The sequence below is a fragment of the Thalassovita mediterranea genome (assembly GCA_019448215.1).
Lineage (GTDB): Bacteria > Pseudomonadota > Alphaproteobacteria > Caulobacterales > Hyphomonadaceae > Henriciella.
The window spans coordinates 3,189,050-3,203,975 of record CP080408.1 but is presented as its reverse complement, the minus strand read 5'-3'; the positions used below and the strand labels follow the sequence as shown (position 1 = coordinate 3,203,975).

General features: G+C 59.9%; 23 protein-coding genes and 1 tRNA gene. 22 read left to right on the top strand and 2 right to left on the bottom strand.

Annotated features, from left to right (window positions below; all coding sequences use genetic code 11):
* Nucleotides 1–182 precede the first annotated feature (182 nt).
* The 7 genes from KUV46_15795 to KUV46_15765 all read left to right on the top strand — a co-directional run bounded on the left by KUV46_15795 (nt 183) and on the right by KUV46_15765 (nt 4,364).
* Nucleotides 183–884: a YdaU family protein gene (locus tag KUV46_15795; GenBank protein ID QYJ00771.1), complete on the top strand. Its 702-nt coding sequence runs from the start codon at nt 183–185 to the stop codon at nt 882–884.
* Nucleotides 877–1,479: a DUF2312 domain-containing protein gene (locus KUV46_15790; GenBank protein ID QYJ00770.1), complete on the top strand. Its 603-nt coding sequence runs from the start codon at nt 877–879 to the stop codon at nt 1,477–1,479. Before KUV46_15795 ends, KUV46_15790 begins: the two co-directional genes overlap by 8 nt.
* Nucleotides 1,479–1,694 (top strand): hypothetical protein, encoded by a 216-nt coding sequence (locus KUV46_15785; protein QYJ00769.1) that lies wholly within the window; start codon nt 1,479–1,481, stop codon nt 1,692–1,694. The genes KUV46_15790 and KUV46_15785 overlap by 1 nt, the downstream gene beginning before the upstream one ends.
* A gap of 117 nt (nt 1,695–1,811) precedes the next feature.
* Nucleotides 1,812–2,162, top strand: coding sequence for a hypothetical protein (locus KUV46_15780; GenBank protein QYJ00768.1), 351 nt, complete (start codon nt 1,812–1,814; stop codon nt 2,160–2,162).
* Between the two features lie 3 nt (nt 2,163–2,165).
* Entirely contained in the window at nt 2,166–3,623 is a 1,458-nt protein-coding gene (locus tag KUV46_15775) for a DUF4942 domain-containing protein (GenBank protein QYJ00767.1), read from the top strand.
* Nucleotides 3,586–4,152: a hypothetical protein gene (locus tag KUV46_15770; protein QYJ00766.1), complete on the top strand. Its 567-nt coding sequence runs from the start codon at nt 3,586–3,588 to the stop codon at nt 4,150–4,152. The genes KUV46_15775 and KUV46_15770 overlap by 38 nt, the downstream gene beginning before the upstream one ends.
* A 141-nt stretch (nt 4,153–4,293) precedes the next feature.
* Nucleotides 4,294–4,364 (top strand) — tRNA-OTHER (locus tag KUV46_15765).
* Between the two features lie 98 nt (nt 4,365–4,462).
* On the opposite strand, the gene KUV46_15760 is transcribed toward KUV46_15765, so the two are convergent.
* Entirely contained in the window at nt 4,463–4,681 is a 219-nt protein-coding gene (locus KUV46_15760) for a hypothetical protein (GenBank protein QYJ00765.1), read from the bottom strand.
* 87 nt (nt 4,682–4,768) lie between these two features.
* Here KUV46_15760 and KUV46_15755 point away from each other — a divergent pair, with 87 nt between their 5' ends.
* The 13 genes from KUV46_15755 to KUV46_15695 all read left to right on the top strand — a co-directional run bounded on the left by KUV46_15755 (nt 4,769) and on the right by KUV46_15695 (nt 13,837).
* Entirely contained in the window at nt 4,769–5,002 is a 234-nt protein-coding gene (locus tag KUV46_15755; GenBank protein QYJ00764.1) for a hypothetical protein, read from the top strand.
* A gap of 91 nt (nt 5,003–5,093) precedes the next feature.
* Complete coding sequence (locus KUV46_15750) at nt 5,094–5,492, top strand: hypothetical protein (protein QYJ00763.1); 399 nt, start codon at nt 5,094–5,096, stop codon at nt 5,490–5,492.
* A complete protein-coding gene (locus KUV46_15745) occupies nt 5,459–6,916 on the top strand; it encodes a PBSX family phage terminase large subunit (GenBank protein ID QYJ00762.1) in 1,458 nt (485 codons plus the stop codon). Before KUV46_15750 ends, KUV46_15745 begins: the two co-directional genes overlap by 34 nt.
* Nucleotides 6,913–8,298, top strand: coding sequence for a DUF1073 domain-containing protein (locus KUV46_15740; protein ID QYJ00761.1), 1,386 nt, complete (start codon nt 6,913–6,915; stop codon nt 8,296–8,298). Before KUV46_15745 ends, KUV46_15740 begins: the two co-directional genes overlap by 4 nt.
* 14 nt (nt 8,299–8,312) lie before the next feature.
* Nucleotides 8,313–9,440: a hypothetical protein gene (locus KUV46_15735; GenBank protein QYJ00760.1), complete on the top strand. Its 1,128-nt coding sequence runs from the start codon at nt 8,313–8,315 to the stop codon at nt 9,438–9,440.
* Nucleotides 9,441–9,443: 3 nt separating this feature from the next.
* A complete protein-coding gene (locus tag KUV46_15730; protein QYJ00759.1) occupies nt 9,444–9,902 on the top strand; it encodes a hypothetical protein in 459 nt (152 codons plus the stop codon).
* A gap of 11 nt (nt 9,903–9,913) precedes the next feature.
* On the top strand, nt 9,914–10,966 hold the full coding sequence (locus tag KUV46_15725) for a hypothetical protein (protein ID QYJ00758.1): 1,053 nt from the start codon (nt 9,914–9,916) through the stop codon (nt 10,964–10,966).
* Between the two features lie 72 nt (nt 10,967–11,038).
* Nucleotides 11,039–11,377, top strand: a complete 339-nt coding sequence (locus tag KUV46_15720) for a hypothetical protein (protein ID QYJ00757.1) — start codon at nt 11,039–11,041, stop codon at nt 11,375–11,377.
* Between the two features lie 3 nt (nt 11,378–11,380).
* Nucleotides 11,381–11,809 carry a hypothetical protein gene (locus tag KUV46_15715; GenBank protein QYJ00756.1) on the top strand — a complete coding sequence of 143 codons (429 nt, stop codon included), beginning with the start codon at nt 11,381–11,383 and terminating at the stop codon, nt 11,807–11,809.
* Complete coding sequence (locus KUV46_15710; GenBank protein ID QYJ00755.1) at nt 11,802–12,233, top strand: hypothetical protein; 432 nt, start codon at nt 11,802–11,804, stop codon at nt 12,231–12,233. The genes KUV46_15715 and KUV46_15710 overlap by 8 nt, the downstream gene beginning before the upstream one ends.
* A 3-nt stretch (nt 12,234–12,236) precedes the next feature.
* Nucleotides 12,237–12,401, top strand: coding sequence for a hypothetical protein (locus tag KUV46_15705; protein ID QYJ00754.1), 165 nt, complete (start codon nt 12,237–12,239; stop codon nt 12,399–12,401).
* Nucleotides 12,402–13,406, top strand: coding sequence for a hypothetical protein (locus tag KUV46_15700; GenBank protein ID QYJ00753.1), 1,005 nt, complete (start codon nt 12,402–12,404; stop codon nt 13,404–13,406).
* Nucleotides 13,406–13,837, top strand: coding sequence for a hypothetical protein (locus tag KUV46_15695; protein QYJ00752.1), 432 nt, complete (start codon nt 13,406–13,408; stop codon nt 13,835–13,837). Before KUV46_15700 ends, KUV46_15695 begins: the two co-directional genes overlap by 1 nt.
* On the opposite strand, the gene KUV46_15690 is transcribed toward KUV46_15695, so the two are convergent.
* Nucleotides 13,821–14,000, bottom strand: a complete 180-nt coding sequence (locus KUV46_15690) for a hypothetical protein (protein QYJ00751.1) — start codon at nt 13,998–14,000, stop codon at nt 13,821–13,823. The two genes, KUV46_15695 and KUV46_15690, sit on opposite strands and share 17 nt — an antisense overlap.
* On the opposite strand from KUV46_15690, the gene KUV46_15685 reads away from it, so the two are divergent.
* Nucleotides 13,999–14,427, top strand: coding sequence for a DUF4128 domain-containing protein (locus KUV46_15685; GenBank protein QYJ00750.1), 429 nt, complete (start codon nt 13,999–14,001; stop codon nt 14,425–14,427). The two genes, KUV46_15690 and KUV46_15685, sit on opposite strands and share 2 nt — an antisense overlap.
* Nucleotides 14,428–14,442: 15 nt before the next feature.
* Complete coding sequence (locus tag KUV46_15680) at nt 14,443–14,925, top strand: hypothetical protein (GenBank protein QYJ00749.1); 483 nt, start codon at nt 14,443–14,445, stop codon at nt 14,923–14,925.
* The last annotated feature ends 1 nt before the right edge of the window (nt 14,926 follow it).

The window sequence follows — 14,926 nt, the reverse complement described above, 5'->3', positions numbered from 1 at the left end:
ACTGAAGCTTGCTCTCGACCCCATGATCGGACTGCCGAAGCACAAAGCCGATTGCATTCGCTACGTTGCCGAGACCTATCCAGTTACGAGGGTTGAGCGCGCCGTCTGCGAAGTCTTGCGAAAGCGCGATTGGCTGGGTGGAAAAGACGTCCTCTATCCAACTGAGATGGTGGAGGCGCACCGTGGCTAACGCTTTCATGCCCTTCTACACGGGCGACTATCTCCGCAAGACACGCCGCCTGAAAGCGCCAGAACACGGCGCTTACATCCTGCTGCTCATCGCTCTCTGGGATGAAGGCGGAGCGCTTCCCTATGACGAGTCCGAGCTTCGAGAGATCGCCCGATGCTCGACTCGTACGTGGCCAAAAATATGGGCGAAACTGAAGCCGTTTTTCATCATCTCTGAAGGTCAGATATCCCATCAAAAGGTGACCGATACTCTGGCCGATGTTTCGGAGAAGCGTCGTAGTTACGTCGCTCGGGGGAAGAAGGGCGGAACAAACTCCGCCAAAAAGCGAAAAGAAAACAAGGACGCTGCCGAAGCTCAGCTACAGCAAAGCTCAAGCAACCAACCCAAAGGGTTGGATAATCCTAAAGGATTATATCCAACCCTCCCGCCTGACGGCGCGCTTGCTCTTGAGGAGCTGCGCGCCGCCGCCGGGACTGGGCACGAACTCTCTGACATCGAAAAGCTTGTCACCTGCATCACGGGCTGGCGAGACGGGGCCTTCCTCGTCAACGGCCAGTACGCCCTTGAGAAGCTTGGCCAGTCGCTCCGGCCCGTTCTGCTGAAGGCAGGCGTCCGGCTTGAGCTGGATCGGCCTTCGACCCCCGCACAGCAACCAGAATTGAAGGCCATCAGAGGAGGAAAAGACAATGGCTGACGGAAACATGGTCATGGATCAGGACTTCGACGTTAAGGTCCAGCAGGCCCGCGAGATCATGATCGAGAACGACCGCGCATCGGTCTCATTCATCCAGCGCAAGATGACGATCGGCTACAACCGAGCCGCTGCCATCATGGAGCATCTAGAGGAAAAGGGCTTCGTGTCGAAGCCGAACCACGCCGGGAAGCGCGAACTACTTGGAGGCAATTCGACCGTCACCATAAGCGGCCCGGGCGTTGAGCCGATCACCATGTCGGAGACAGAGTTTCACCGAGCCGCAGCAAAGGCGGCTCAAAGCGTCGACATGTTCCCGGACGCTCCTGAAGCAACTAAGCCACCCATGGACGCAGGCAGGCTCACCGAAGCGGCTCGCGAGAAGCTTCGCCTCACCGTCGAGCGCATCGAACGGCTTGAGGACGAGAAGAAGGAGGTCGCCGACCAGATCAAGGATGTCTACGCCGAGGCAAAGGCCATGGGCTATGACACCAAGGCGCTTCGATCCGTGGTGAAGCTTCGCAAGATCGATCGGCAGGAGCGCGAAGAACAGGACGCAGTCCTCGAAACCTACCTCATCGCGCTCGGTGAAATCTGATGGTCAGCGTCGATCTCATCGCCTCGCGCATCGCCACCTGTCGAAAGCTTGCTCCGCTGGGTGGCAGCATCAAGGACGCCGCTGAAAAGCTCGGCATGTCGAGAAGCACCCTTCGCTCGAACCTGCAGAGGCACGACCATGCGCTTTACCTCCGGCTCTGCCGGAACGGGCGCCGGGCGCGGGTGCGAAAACCAGCTCCGAGGAAAGTCGCATGATCACCCCGCAACCATGGTCGCCCTGGACACCGAACCGGGATGCAAACGGCGCCTGCCGACCACAGAATCTCTGGCCGCGTCAGGAGCGCAAAGAAGAGCCAACCGAGGAGGGTGGTCGTGTTCGACATAAATGAACGAGTTCGATGCGTCTCGAATGACTGGGACGCTGAGGACGAGGTGCGCCGCTGGTTCATGCTTGAGCATACGCCCCGCATTGGCGGCGAGTACACCGTCCAAGGCTATGTGCCGGCAGGCGTGTATGAGTTCGGCAAGGACAAACGCCTGATTGTTAGGGGGCCGCTGCTCAGGCTCAACGAGCTCGCCTCGCCCTTGGATGCTGCGGGCGTTGATGGATTCCCGATGGACTGGTTTCGTCGAGCGGTGAAGTTCGACACCTCCGAAGGCATGAAGGCGCTCAAGGCCCTCACCGCAAAGCGCGGCATTGTCCAGCCGGTCCAGGAGGCGTAGTGCATGACGCAAACCCTCCCTGATCTTCAGCTGCCGATTGAACGCATTGTCGCTGATCGGAACGCGGCGCTCGCGAAGTTCGCAGAAGCCACCGAGCTGCTGTCCAGTGCGCATGCGGCCCGTGAGGGCGCCTCAGCCATTCTCGCTCGCGCATCCTTCGGTCGCCGCCACCACGATCGCAGGGATGACCGCACCCGCCAGCTGAAAGCGTTCGAGCTCCCATACGGGTACGATGCAGAGAAAGCGCGCGACGCCTTCCGCCAAGAGCTTGATGCGAGCATCTGGGATGGTCTGGCTGACCGGCTCAACTTCCTCAACCTCATGGATGCGGACGATAAGGAGGCATGGCGCGCATCGCTGGAAGAGTCAGCGCCAGAAGTAACCGAAGAAAACATTGAGGCCACGCTTGCAGGCCTTTTGACCGACTCCCGCCTAATCTTTCAGCGAGGGCTTGCGCGAACATTCTCCAGCCTAGATCGCCGCTTCAAGTCTCACGATGTGTTCAAGTTCGGCGCGCGGATAATCCTGACCCATTTCCTCAACGACATGGGATTCATCAGCTACGGCAACCGCGCCCACGACACGCTTGTTGATATCGAGCGCGCATTCGCCACTCTGGACGGGCAGGGGCCAGAACCGCGCGCCCTGAGTGATGCGATACAGGAGCAGCGGGCCGGGGGCATCTCTGGGCCACGCCAAGGCGAAGTCGAGACCCGATACTTCCGCGTCCGCACCTTCAAGAACGGAAACGCGCATCTCTGGTTCACGCGCAAGGATCTGGTCGAGAAGGTCAATCAGGAACTTGCCGCCTACTATGGCGAGGTCATTCCCGACGCTGCCGAACGCGGCGAAGAGCTGAAGCCCGGCACGGCATTAGCGAAAGACCTGCAATTCTACCCGACGCCGGATGAGGTGATCATGAACTTGCTTCGCGACCATGATTTTCGTGATCTGCGAGTATTGGAGCCGAGCGCCGGAGAGGGCGCAATTGTTCGCGAACTTCATGCGCATCGGGCTGCCCAAATTACCGCCGTGGAGGTCGATGCAAGCCGGGCTGCGCGCATCCCTTCATTGTCAGGCGTTGAGATCATTCGGGCAAACTTTCTCGACCTGAAGCCGCGCGCCGAATTTGATTGGGTAATCATGAACCCGCCATTCTACGGCACGCACTGGATGGATCATGTACTGCGCGCTTTCGACTGGCTGAAGCCAGGCGGTCGGTTGATCGCCATACTGCCGGCCACTGCTGAGATTGGCGAAAGCGCCAAACATCAGAAGTTCCGCGCATGGGCAGAGAAAAATGCCCCGCGCTTCGAGCGAATGTTCTCTGACCTGCCGCCCGAAAGCTTCAAAGCCAGCGGTACGCGCATCCAGACGGTCGCGCTCAGACTTACTCGCTCCCAAACACTGAAAGGCCCGCTCCATGGCAAACGAATACCGCGCACGACAAGTCCGGACTGATGACCGCGACTGGTACGCCTTTCGTGTGCCACCTCAGAAGGAAGTCAGGATTTCCCACATCCTGCGGAACAAGGGCTACACAGTCGCTGTCCCGCTGAAGAACATCCTCCGGCGGAAGAACCGGTATGCGAAGTCTCGCACCTATGTGGCGAAGGCGATCATGCCATCCTACGTTCTCATCGCCTTCGATGCTGGCACCTTCCCGATCCACGAACTTCGCGAAATGCATTTCATCAAGGGCGTGGTCTGCATCAATGGTCGCCCTGCGAAGCTGAACAGCGGACAGGTCTACAAGATGCTCTCGAATGAGCGTGCGGGCGTCTATACCGACAACGAAGTCTACAAGAACATGTGGACAGAGTTTGAGTATCGCACCGGCGATATCGTCGACATCAACTGGCAGGGCTTCGACAATGTCCGCGGCAAGGTCACAGACATCACCGAGAAGATGGCAACGGTGAAGATCCCGATCCTCAGCAGCGAGTATGAAGTCGAGGTGCCCGTTGACAAGCTCTACAAAGCTGGATAGCGGGGAACGTAAGGTGAATATCACCTCTCCCGATCCGACGTCAGCCATAGCAGCCGAGACGCGGGGAGAAGGCCCACAGTGGCTTAGCCTCGCAGCGAGGCAGAGAGCCGCGATAGGCTCAATGTGTCCAAAATCTTCTGCGCCGCTAAAGCTCAGCTGGAATGAGCAGCGCCCACGGGCGACGGTCGCGGGTTCAATCCCCGCTAGCGGCCTCAAGTCACCATCTCAAATTCACCGTCCGGTCTCGCCCTCAGCGCGTTTCCTCCTCACTCTCGACTAGCTGCAAGCAGGCCGGACGGTGATGCCAGGATCACTGGCTCGAGTGGTGCGTCACGCCCATCTCCATCTTGGAAATGAGTTCCGACCGGTCGCACACACGGCGTTCCAGCTCTTCGATGTACGGATCATCAGCGGGCAAAACCCGATCATGACGCTGTAGCGCCTGAAGGTCGTCGACCAGCAGACCTCGCTGCTCAGCGACGATCTCTGCCAGTTTGTCCCCGTATGCCGGGTCCTGTTTCTTACTCATCAATTTCTCCTCTTCGAGCTGACCACTATTTAGCCCGGTCGGCTGACTTCTTTCTCGCAAAGCCGGATCCCATCGAAAGCCAGACCCATGACCATCCTGTCCCCGAAACTCTCAGGCCTGGGCAAACACCCGCTCGCATCCCGTGGCATCTGGGGCGGCATCGTCGCTCTGGTCTCGCTCATCGCCGGGGGCTTTGGCTACGTGATCACGCCAGAGGAACAGGAGGCCCTTGTCGTCGGCCTCTCCGGTCTCGGCGCACTGATCGGCGTCGTCATCGGCATCTATGGGCGGTGGAAGGCGACGAAGGTCATAGGCGGCTAGGCCGGACCTTAACCTCTGGCTTCATGTCTCACGGGCCAGACACCGCACAACATTGATCAAAGGGTGAAACCGCAGCGTTTCTCGATATCAAATGACCGCTCTGAAGAATGGCAAGTGGGAGAAGTTCGCTCAGGGCCTCGCCAAGGGCAAGACTGCCGACGAAGCCTATGAAGCCGCTGGCTACAAGCCGAACCGTGGCAACGCTGCCCGGCTGAAAGCAAATGAAAGCATCTTGAAGCGTGTCGCCGAGATACAGGAACGCGTCTCCGAAAAGGCAGAATGGTCTGCGGCTGACCGGCTCGAAGCGCTGAAGCGCATCACTGAGAGAGCCGAGGAAACAGACCCACGTGTCGCCGTTTCCGCCATTGCCGAAGCCAACAAGATGCAGGGCAGCCACGCACCCGCAAAGCAGGAGACCGGCGAGCCTGGCACTTGGAGGCAGTCCGAAGACAGAACATGGCGCGAAGTGCTGCGAGACGAAAAGAGCTAGAGGACAGCACACACCTCACGAACCCGAACCTCTGGGATTTCTGGGAAGAGGTCTTTCTTGGCGGCGCCGACCAAGCCGTTCTGCATGGCGGTCGATCCAGTTCGAAAACACGGGACACCGCCTGTCAGTTAGTGCGCCTGGTCAACCATGTTCCGGTGATGATGCGCGTGCTGTGTATCCGTCGGTTTCAGAACCGCATTCAGGACTCGGTCTACACCGAGCTGAAATGGGCAATCGATCATCTTGGGCTGACTGACGAGTACGACGTCCAGAAGACGACGATCATTCACCGCCGCTCAGGCTCCCAGTTCATCTTCTATGGCATCGAGCGGAACCTCGAAGACATCAAGGGCACGTCCGACGTCGACATTCTCTGGGTCGAGGAAGCCGAAAAGCTGACCGAAGATCAGTGGGTCGTGATCGGCCCTACGATCCGCAAGGAAGACAGCCTTGCAATCCTTCTGTTCAACCCGAAGCTCGTCACGGACTTCGTCTGGAAGAACTTCGTCGTGAACCCGCCACCTCACACGGTGGTTCGGAAGATCGACTACACCGAGAACCCGTTCCTCTCGCAGAAGGCGCTTCGAGACATCGAGGCGATGCGAGAGCGCGACCCGGAAATGTTCGAGCACGTCTATGGCGGTATTCCGCTAGGCGACAGCGAGCTTTCCATTTTCAAGCGGCGCTGGCTGGATGCATGCGTCGACGCGCACAAGGTTCTGGATCTGGAGCTTACCGGCCGGAACGTGATCGGCTTCGACCCGGCAGACGACGGCGAAGACAAGTGCGCCACCGCTGACAAGATCAAGGGCGTCTTCACGGAGGCCGAAGACTGGGCGTCCGGCAAGGATGAGCTGGTCCAGAACGCGAAACAGGTCTGGGCAAAAGCAAAGCGGGCAAGGGCCTGCGTCTCATATGACACGATCGGCGTCGGCGCCTTCGTTGGTGGCTACATCGATGAGCAGAATGAGGCGTCGGGAGCGGATGTTGAACATTATGCGTTTCATGCCGGCGGCTCGGTTATGGACGGCGACAAGCCGAGCGACCCACAGAACAAGAACAGCCCGCTTAACAAAGACGAGTACCTGAACCTGAAGTCGCAGGCGTGGGCCAACACGGCTCGTCGCGCGATGCTGACATTCAATGCCGTCGTCCGGGGGCAGGCGATCAAGCCGGAGGACGTGCTTTCATTCTCGTCTGAAATGGGCCGGGAAAAGCTCGACGCGCTGTTCACAGAGCTTTGCGTGCCTTGGTGGGTCGAGAGCGAGGGCAAGAAGCGCGTCGTGCCGAAGGCGAAGCTCAAGAAAGACCTGGGCGTGAAGTCCCATAACCTCGCTGACGCCGTCATCGCCGCCGACAACATCAACTTCGGAGAGCAGCGCAACTATGCGGGCATGCTCTTATCAAAGAGGCATCGTGTATGACGTCGAATACCGGCATTCTATCGATGCTCGTGAACCGGGCTCGCACCCTTTCTGGCATGTTCCCTGACTGGTTTCCGGGTGCGAGCACCAAGCACGATCACTACAAGGATTTCGGCTGGCCGGAACATCTGGAGTTCAACCTTCTTTACCGCATGTATGAGCGCAACGGCCTCGCCACGGCTGCTGTCGACCGTACCGTCGAGAAGGTCTGGCAGACACATCCATCGCTGCTCGAAAGCGAGGCCAGCGATGATGAGACGACGCTAGAGTCGGACATCCGCCAGCGCTTCAGCGACCTCCGCTTCTGGCAGCAGCTCATGGAGGCCGACACGCGCTCGCTGGTCGGCAAGTACGCTGGCGTGATCCTGCGTGTGGCTGACAGCCAACGGTTCTCTGAACCGGTCGATACTGTTCCCGGCGGGCTGGAGGGGCTGGTCGAGATAATCCCGGCATGGGAGGGGCAACTTCGCGTCTCCAGCTGGGACACCGATGAATTGTCGGAAAACTACGGCAAGCCGACGATGTTCCAGTTCCAGGAAGCATCGGTCGGTGAGGACAAGCAGGGCCACAACCGGGCTTTCGAGGTGCATCCTGACCGCGTCGTCATCTTCTCCAAGGATGGCACGGTTCATGGCCGCTCTTTCCTGAAGCCGGGCTTCAACGACCTCATCGATATCGAGAAGATCAAAGGCTCAGGTGGCGAGGGCTTCTGGAAGAACGCCAAAGGCGGCATCGCGCTCGAAACCGACAAGGAAATCAACATCGCGGACATGGCCAAGGGCATGGGCGTGTCAGTTGAAGAGCTGCAGGAGAAGATGGGCGACCAGGTCGCTGACTTTAACAAGGGCCTCGACACCATGCTCTGGCTGCAGGGCATTCAGGCGAAGGCGATGCAGGTTACCCTCGCAAGCCCGGAGCACTTCGCGCTGATTACACTCCAGAGCTTCGCTGCATCGATCCGTATGCCCATGAAAATCCTGCTCGGCTCCCAGACAGGTGAGCGGGCAAGCAGTGAAGACGCCGACGAATGGGCCCTGACCTGTACCTCGCACCGCGTGAACCGGGTCATCCCGGCCATCATGGCCGTCATCAATCGGCTGGAGCGGTTCAACATCCTGCCGGAGCGCGACTGGAATCTCGACTGGGAGGCTCTCACCGAGGCCACCGAGGAGCAGAAGATCGAACGCGCCACGAAGATGGCCGACGTGAACGTGAAGATGCGCGACTCCGGCGAGATCGTCTTTACCGGCGAAGAGATCCGCGCAACCGCCGGATATGAACCCCTGAGCGACGCAGAGAAATACCGGGACGAGCCCGGCGCCGAAGACGAGGACGCTGCTGCAGGCCTCGACACCGAGCCGCCCGCCGCGGCTGCTGCCTGAAGGAAACCAAGACAATGAACAAGCACGTCCGGGTGAACGTTCGTTCGCTCGCAAACACCAAGGCTGCGCGCCGTGAAAAGCGCAACGGCCGCGACCTCATGATCATCCCATCGGCTACGCTGCCTGATGACGTCGTCATGAATGACATCAAGTACCCGGCTGACGAGATCGAGCGCTCCTACAAATCGCTCAATCGCACACCGGCTCCCTTCGGACATCCGCAGGTCGGCGGCGTCTTCGTGAGCGCGCGCGAGCCTGAAGGCATCAACGCCTCATGGGTCGGCGCTTGGAACGAGAACGTCCGCCGCGAGAATGGCCGCGTCTTTCTCGACAAGGTGATCGATATCGAGTTCGCCAAGCAGCTGGAGGGCGGCCGCACCGTCCTGAACGCTGTCGACAAGGGCGAGCCGATCCATACGAGCACCGGCCTGCTCTGCGAGCTGGAGAACTGCGACGGCAGTGAAGGTCACAAATTCATCGCCCGCAACATCGTCTTCGACCACGACGCTATTTTGATCGGTGAGGACGGGGCCGCAACGCCTGAGCAGGGCGTCGGCATGTTCGTCAATGCCAAGGGCGAAACCGAAGAAATCGAGGTCATCAACTCTGCTTTTGAGCGAGCTGATACCGAACTGGATTGGGCGGTGGATCACCTCGCCCGAGCGCTGGAACAGCGCGAACGAGCTCCAATGATGGAGCGCCTTAAGTCCGCGATACTGGAGATGTTCACATCTTCCGAGCGGGAACCCTCTGCAAACAAGGAGAAAGCAGACATGTCGAAGGAACAACTCGACGCGCTTTCCGCGAAGGTTGACACCCTCTCGGAGGCGATCAAGCCAGAAACGCTGGCGAACTCGATTGCGGAAGCAGTCGAGAAGGCTGTGAAGCCACTCACCGACAACCTGACTGAGCTTCAGAACGCTCAGAAGGCCAAGGATGAGGCCGAACTGACCGAGCTTCGCGAGAAGATCGTCAAGGCCAACCTCCTGGACAAAGAGACCGCCGACGAGCTGACGCTCAACGCGGCTCGCAAGCTCGCCGAGAAGGCCAAGCCTGGCAAGGCTGCGGCCATGAACGGTGCATTCGTCGCTGACGGCGGCAATGACAAGCCAGCGTTCACGCTGCCGAAAGTGGAGGGCTAGACCATGGCGCGCTTCAACAAGATCTATCTTGGCCCGGTCTCCGAGGCCAAACCGCAGGTGCTTGAGCTTCCGGCGGCTGATGCCGACCTCTCACCGGGCAACCTGCTGGTGATCGCGTCTGGCAAGTTCGACAATGCTGCGGCGACCACCGTCGGCAAAGTCTGGATCGCCCAGGACAACTACCTCGCCATGAAGGGCGTCGACGACGATTACGCTGCTGACGACGTCGTCATCGGCATGGAGCTGCTCCCTGAGCAAATCTATGCCGGACGCATCGCCAACGGTGTGAACATCACCGCCATTGGCACGCCCCTGACGCCAGCGGCCGGCGGCCTGCTCGCGATCGCCTCCACGTCGGACAAGGTCATCGGCTACTCGACCGAGGCGTACAACAACAACTCTGGCTCGGAACAGCTGATCAGCTTCCGTCCAAGCCAGGGCTACCTCACCGCAGCCGCATAGGAGATACCGACATGCGCTATTTCGACGAACAGCTTGTCGCGAACTCCCGACCTCACCAAGCCTGGTGGTCAGAGGTTTGCGTCAATCGCGAGTGGTTCCACCGCTCGGAAACCGGCCTTGCCAGCGTGGCGAACGCCGCGTCCATCCTGCCGCGTGATGCGTGGCTCGACCTCGACGGCATCACCCGCCGCGTCATGCGGAACGATGAAGGTCAGGCCTACATGGCAGACCTCATGCCGCTGGCGAAGGCCGTCAATATCGGCAAGCTCGTGCACCTCAACCGCGTGTCTTCGGACGCCGGTTCGGTCCAGCGCTCGATGTCCGGTCAGGTGCCGAACACGCTCGACAAGGTCACCTATGCCTATCGCGGCAACCCGGTGCCGATCTTCTCCGCTGGCTATGGCCGCGAATGGCGCGAGTGGAACACGCTCTCGTCCGAGAACTTCGACGCCCTTGCCGACGATCAGGAAGCAGTCACTGCGGGCATCCGCCGCGACATGGCTCAGTATGCTCTCGACGGTGATGCAAACATCACCTTCCAAGGCTACGACGCGACAGGTATTCGCACGTCTACGCTGTCCAAGGTCATCAACCTCGGCACGGCCAACAGCGGCGCGAACATCGACCTCACGGCGGCTGCGACGACCTCTGATGCGATCGACACCTTCATCACCCAGACGCTGGGCGCGATGCTGGATGCGAACAACATCACGGGCGCGGTGAACCTGTACGTCTCCCCAGAGATCGGCCGAAACTTCGACCGTTCTTACTCGGGGTCTGCAGGTACCAAGCAGGGCAAGCTCTGGGACTATCTGGAGAGCAACCGTCGCATCAACAAGATCGCCGTAACCTACGAGCTGACCGGAAACGAGTTCTTCGGCTTCGTGCCGTCGAGCGAGTACATCCGCCCGCTCGTCGCCATGGCCGTGAACACCACGGCCAAGGCCCGCATGAATCCAACGGATAACTACCAGTTCCTCGTCATGGGTGCGATGGGCATGGAAATCCGTGCGGACTTCAGCGGCAAGACCGGCGTCTTCTACTCGACCGATATCGACTCCTAGTCGGCACGATGACGGCCCGTCCTGAGCGACGGGCCGTTTTCATCCTGTCCACCTGTTGAAGGAAACAGAACCATGAAGATCAAGATCACTGCCGGCGGCATTTTCGACGGCAACGGCAAGGAAATCCCGATCGGTCACCAACTGACCGTGAAGGAAGAACCGAAGGCCTGGCGCGGCCGCTACGAGGTCATCGAAGGGGGCGCGTCCGACGAAGCCGAGTTCGTGACCAACGAGCGCGCTTCCATCATCCGTGAAGCCATCAATGGCCTGAAGGCCGAGACGGATTTCACCAAGCAGGGCAAGCCCGACCTCGAAGCCGTGAACACGCTCATGCCGCAAGGCGCTGAGAAGGTCAGTGGCGCAGAGCGCGACGCTGTCTGGCAGGCCATGGAAGCCGAGAAGGCTGCCTAGTCCATGTATGGCACGCTTGCAGATTGGCGCTCATACGCAACGGCGCGGGGCAACAGCGCTCCGGCCGATGCGACCGATACGCTGGCCACGGCGGCGCTCGTGCGCGCGTCTGACCACATCAAATATCGGTATGTCGCCAATCTGCTTGCGGGCTATGATGAGACCCTGAGCGTGGTCGAGCCTGCGACCTATGAAGCTGCAGCGCTCGAACTCGCAACACCGGGATTCTTCTCTAAGACCTACACGCCCGCTGAGCAGAAGGTGCTCACTGGCGTCGACAAGATCCGTTGGACGGTGACTGGTAAGGCGGGTGAAAAGTACGCCGCTCAGCCTGTCAGCACGATCATTGAGGCCATGTTTGAGCCGTATGTGATCGACCGCAACGGGCCGAACTTCACCTTCCTGTCGATCGGTGGAGCGCAGAATGGCTGAGGACTGGGCTGCAATCGCCGCGGAAGTCACCGAGGCTCTGAAATCGGTCTCCGATGTCAGCCAGCCGAGCGGCTATCCAGCGACGGTGCGGCAGGCAGGTACGCCGAGCGGCCCCGCCTATGATCGCACGCCGGGCGTTCCGACCTATACGACGGTCTGGTGCGTTGAGACGATGCGCGACGTGCGGGACCAGACAGGAACCGCAATCATCCGCACTGAGCGCGTTCTCATGGTCTCCGCGACCGAAGGCATCACGGTCAGCGATGACGACTACATCGTGCCAGGCGTCGAGGCAGATGACGTCGATGCCGACACGCTCTGGGAAAATATTGAAAGCGTGAAGCCGCTATCACCAGCAGGCACCACGCTCATGCAAGAAGTCGTGCTGTCAGGCACGCAGACCAAGCTCGCATTTGAGGGGTGACCCATGAAGTACACCGTGAACAAGGCGAACACGTTCCAGCAGAAGGGCGAGTTCCTGAAGGTCGGCGCGCCTGTCGACATGCCGGAAGGTGATCCCGTCACAAGCATCTACCTGAAGAAGGGTTACATCACGGCGCCAAAGCCGAAGGGCGACAGCAAGTCGAAATAGATGGCCGGTCGCAACATCCCTGACCTGGACCTTCTCACGGAACAGTGGGAGCCGAAGGTCAGGAAGGCCTTCCTCGACAGCATCGACGGCATCACTGACCGTGCGAAGATTGCCGAACTCGCGCGCCTGATTGAGCGCGGCGATATCGAGGGCGTCCTCGACTATCTGCGGATCAACAGGCTCGCCTATCAGCGGCTCGAATTGGCTATCCGGGACGCTTATGAGGCAGGCGGGTTTCGCTTCGCTTCGAACCTGCCCGGGTTCGTGAGCGTCATCTTTGATCTCCGCAATCCGCAGGCTGAACAATGGCTGCGAGATAAGTCATCAACGCTGGTGACAGGCATTGTCGAGGATCAGCGCAGCGCAATTCGTGGCTATCTGGTGGAGGGGCTTCAGCAGGGGCAGAATCCGCGCACATCCGCACTAGAGCTGGTAGGCAGGGTCGCGCGCGCCACGGGCAAGCGTCAGGGCGGCATCATCGGCCTCACGGCACAGCAGGAGGCATCTCAGAGGGCCTATGCGCTGGAGCTGTCCTCCGATGATCCGGCGCTTCTAAGGGCGGCGCTCAGGCGTCAGCTGCGGGACAAGCGCTTTGACCGATCGATCACAAAGGCCATTAGGGGAAAGAGGGCGCTGCCGGCCGAAATCCGCGTGAAGATGCTCACGGCCTATCGCAACCGCATGCTGAAGTATCGGGCCGACGTGATCGCGCGAACAGAAACGCTGCAATCCATTGCCGGCTCACAATATGAGACCTACCGGCAGGCCATCGCGGCAGGGGAGCTGCGAGCCGACCAGGTCACGAAGATCTGGAAGTCCGGCCTCGATGAGCGGGTCAGGTTCTCGCACAATGTCTTGCACAACCAGACCGCGGCCTTCGATGCCGCCTTCGTTTCGCCCCTCGGCAATCGGCTGCGCTTTCCCGGTGATCGCGAACTCGGTGCCGATGCCAGAGACACAATCCAGTGCAGGTGTCGGCTCGAATATAACGTCCGGTTCGAGTGATGGCTGAGTTTGAAGACGCGGTGAGGGCGTGGAGGGCAAAGGCGCTCCGCACGCAAACGCTCATTCTCAAGACGGCGCTCGGCTACCTCGTCGACGATATCGTCAAGCTCATCGCCGAGGGCGGACGGATGCGCATCGACACGGGCTTCCTCCGCTCGTCTCTGATCGCCCAGCTTGAGGTGCCGATCACGCAGGTGACCTACAAGCCGAAGGACATCGATGCGTTCTCGCTCACCATAGGCGAGGTGAAGCTCGTCATAAACCGCATGAAGATCGGCGACACGATCCACTTCGGCTTCACTGCCAACTATGCGCGGCCGCGCGAGTTTGGCGCCAATGATCAGGCGCCAGACGCATTCGTCAGAACGCACACGATGGACTGGAAAGGCTATCAGCTCAGGGCCGCAGCCGAGATCAATCGGCGTCGCTAGTCTGCCCGGCCATTTCGAGCGCGAACATCAGCATCGCCAGATCGCGGCGTGCAGCTTCGAGGGCAGTGTGAACAGAAGTCTCGGCGCCGGGCTCCCGGCCAAGCGTATCGAGTGCCACCCGGAACCGGGCAAGGGCTTCATCCTTATCGAGGGGTTCAGACATGGCCACCGATGACGAATACAAGATCGCGCGAGCGCTTTCGGCCCATCTGGACGGTCTCACGACCACACCAGCGACAGAGATTGCTTACCCGAACGAGAACTTCAAACCGACAGCCTACCCCTATCTGAAGGCAAATGTCATCCCGGCACGTCCTGGGCGAACCACAGAGAGTGGCGACCTGAAGCGCCATGTCGGCATCATGCAGGTCGATGTGGTGATGCAGAAGGGCGCTGGCGTCATGCAGGGCCACAAGATCGCGGGCCAGATCATAGACCGGTTCAAGCAGAGCACGCAGATTTTCACGACAGACGAAACCCAGTGCATCCAGATCACTGAGCCGCCTTGGCAGACCGCTCCGCTCGTTGGCGAAGACGAAGTCAGCATCCCTGTCCAGATCCCATACTCAAGCTTTTCAACAGTCAGCTAAACAGGAGACTTCCACATGTCTGACGGACGTACCAACGTAGGCTCGAAGCTCTACATCTGCACAACCCCTCAACCAGATGACCTCGAAGACGCAACGGCATATGCAGCGCTGACCTGGGTGCCGATCGCGAATGTCGGTTCCTGCGGCGAGTTTGGCACTGATGAAACCATCGCATCCTATCAGCTCGAAACCGGCGGCACGCTCAAAGCCAAAGGCTTCCTGAACCTGAAGGACGTCGAGGTCGAGTTTTCGCCAGACTATGCCGATGCAGGTCAAGATGCCCTTCGCGCGGCTGGCGACAGCGACCTGTCCTACGCGTTCAAGCGCGAGAAGGATGACAAGCTCGCCGCGGCTGGCGCCGGCTCGATCTACTACTCGCGCGGCAAGGTGAAGAAGATCACTCCCGTCGACGGCACCGGCGATGACTTCATCCGCCACATGACGACCATCGGCCTTGAGCAGACGCCGATCTTCGTCGAGCCGACTACGGGGGCCTAAT

Coding starts and splice junctions, on each gene's coding strand:
- KUV46_15705 (QYJ00754.1), top strand. CDS start 12,237: ATGAAGTACACCGTGAACAAGGCGAACACGTTCCAGCAGAAGGGCGAG.
- KUV46_15680 (QYJ00749.1), top strand. CDS start 14,443: ATGTCTGACGGACGTACCAACGTAGGCTCGAAGCTCTACATCTGCACA.
- KUV46_15790 (QYJ00770.1), top strand. CDS start 877: ATGGCTGACGGAAACATGGTCATGGATCAGGACTTCGACGTTAAGGTC.
- KUV46_15785 (QYJ00769.1), top strand. CDS start 1,479: ATGGTCAGCGTCGATCTCATCGCCTCGCGCATCGCCACCTGTCGAAAG.
- KUV46_15755 (QYJ00764.1), top strand. CDS start 4,769: ATGACCATCCTGTCCCCGAAACTCTCAGGCCTGGGCAAACACCCGCTC.
- KUV46_15740 (QYJ00761.1), top strand. CDS start 6,913: ATGACGTCGAATACCGGCATTCTATCGATGCTCGTGAACCGGGCTCGC.
- KUV46_15750 (QYJ00763.1), top strand. CDS start 5,094: ATGACCGCTCTGAAGAATGGCAAGTGGGAGAAGTTCGCTCAGGGCCTC.
- KUV46_15695 (QYJ00752.1), top strand. CDS start 13,406: ATGGCTGAGTTTGAAGACGCGGTGAGGGCGTGGAGGGCAAAGGCGCTC.
- KUV46_15775 (QYJ00767.1), top strand. CDS start 2,166: ATGACGCAAACCCTCCCTGATCTTCAGCTGCCGATTGAACGCATTGTC.
- KUV46_15760 (QYJ00765.1), bottom strand. CDS start 4,681: ATGAGTAAGAAACAGGACCCGGCATACGGGGACAAACTGGCAGAGATC.
- KUV46_15745 (QYJ00762.1), top strand. CDS start 5,459: ATGGCGCGAAGTGCTGCGAGACGAAAAGAGCTAGAGGACAGCACACAC.
- KUV46_15720 (QYJ00757.1), top strand. CDS start 11,039: ATGAAGATCAAGATCACTGCCGGCGGCATTTTCGACGGCAACGGCAAG.
- KUV46_15770 (QYJ00766.1), top strand. CDS start 3,586: ATGGCAAACGAATACCGCGCACGACAAGTCCGGACTGATGACCGCGAC.
- KUV46_15690 (QYJ00751.1), bottom strand. CDS start 14,000: ATGTCTGAACCCCTCGATAAGGATGAAGCCCTTGCCCGGTTCCGGGTG.
- KUV46_15725 (QYJ00758.1), top strand. CDS start 9,914: ATGCGCTATTTCGACGAACAGCTTGTCGCGAACTCCCGACCTCACCAA.
- KUV46_15735 (QYJ00760.1), top strand. CDS start 8,313: ATGAACAAGCACGTCCGGGTGAACGTTCGTTCGCTCGCAAACACCAAG.
- KUV46_15700 (QYJ00753.1), top strand. CDS start 12,402: ATGGCCGGTCGCAACATCCCTGACCTGGACCTTCTCACGGAACAGTGG.
- KUV46_15730 (QYJ00759.1), top strand. CDS start 9,444: ATGGCGCGCTTCAACAAGATCTATCTTGGCCCGGTCTCCGAGGCCAAA.
- KUV46_15715 (QYJ00756.1), top strand. CDS start 11,381: ATGTATGGCACGCTTGCAGATTGGCGCTCATACGCAACGGCGCGGGGC.
- KUV46_15710 (QYJ00755.1), top strand. CDS start 11,802: ATGGCTGAGGACTGGGCTGCAATCGCCGCGGAAGTCACCGAGGCTCTG.
- KUV46_15685 (QYJ00750.1), top strand. CDS start 13,999: ATGGCCACCGATGACGAATACAAGATCGCGCGAGCGCTTTCGGCCCAT.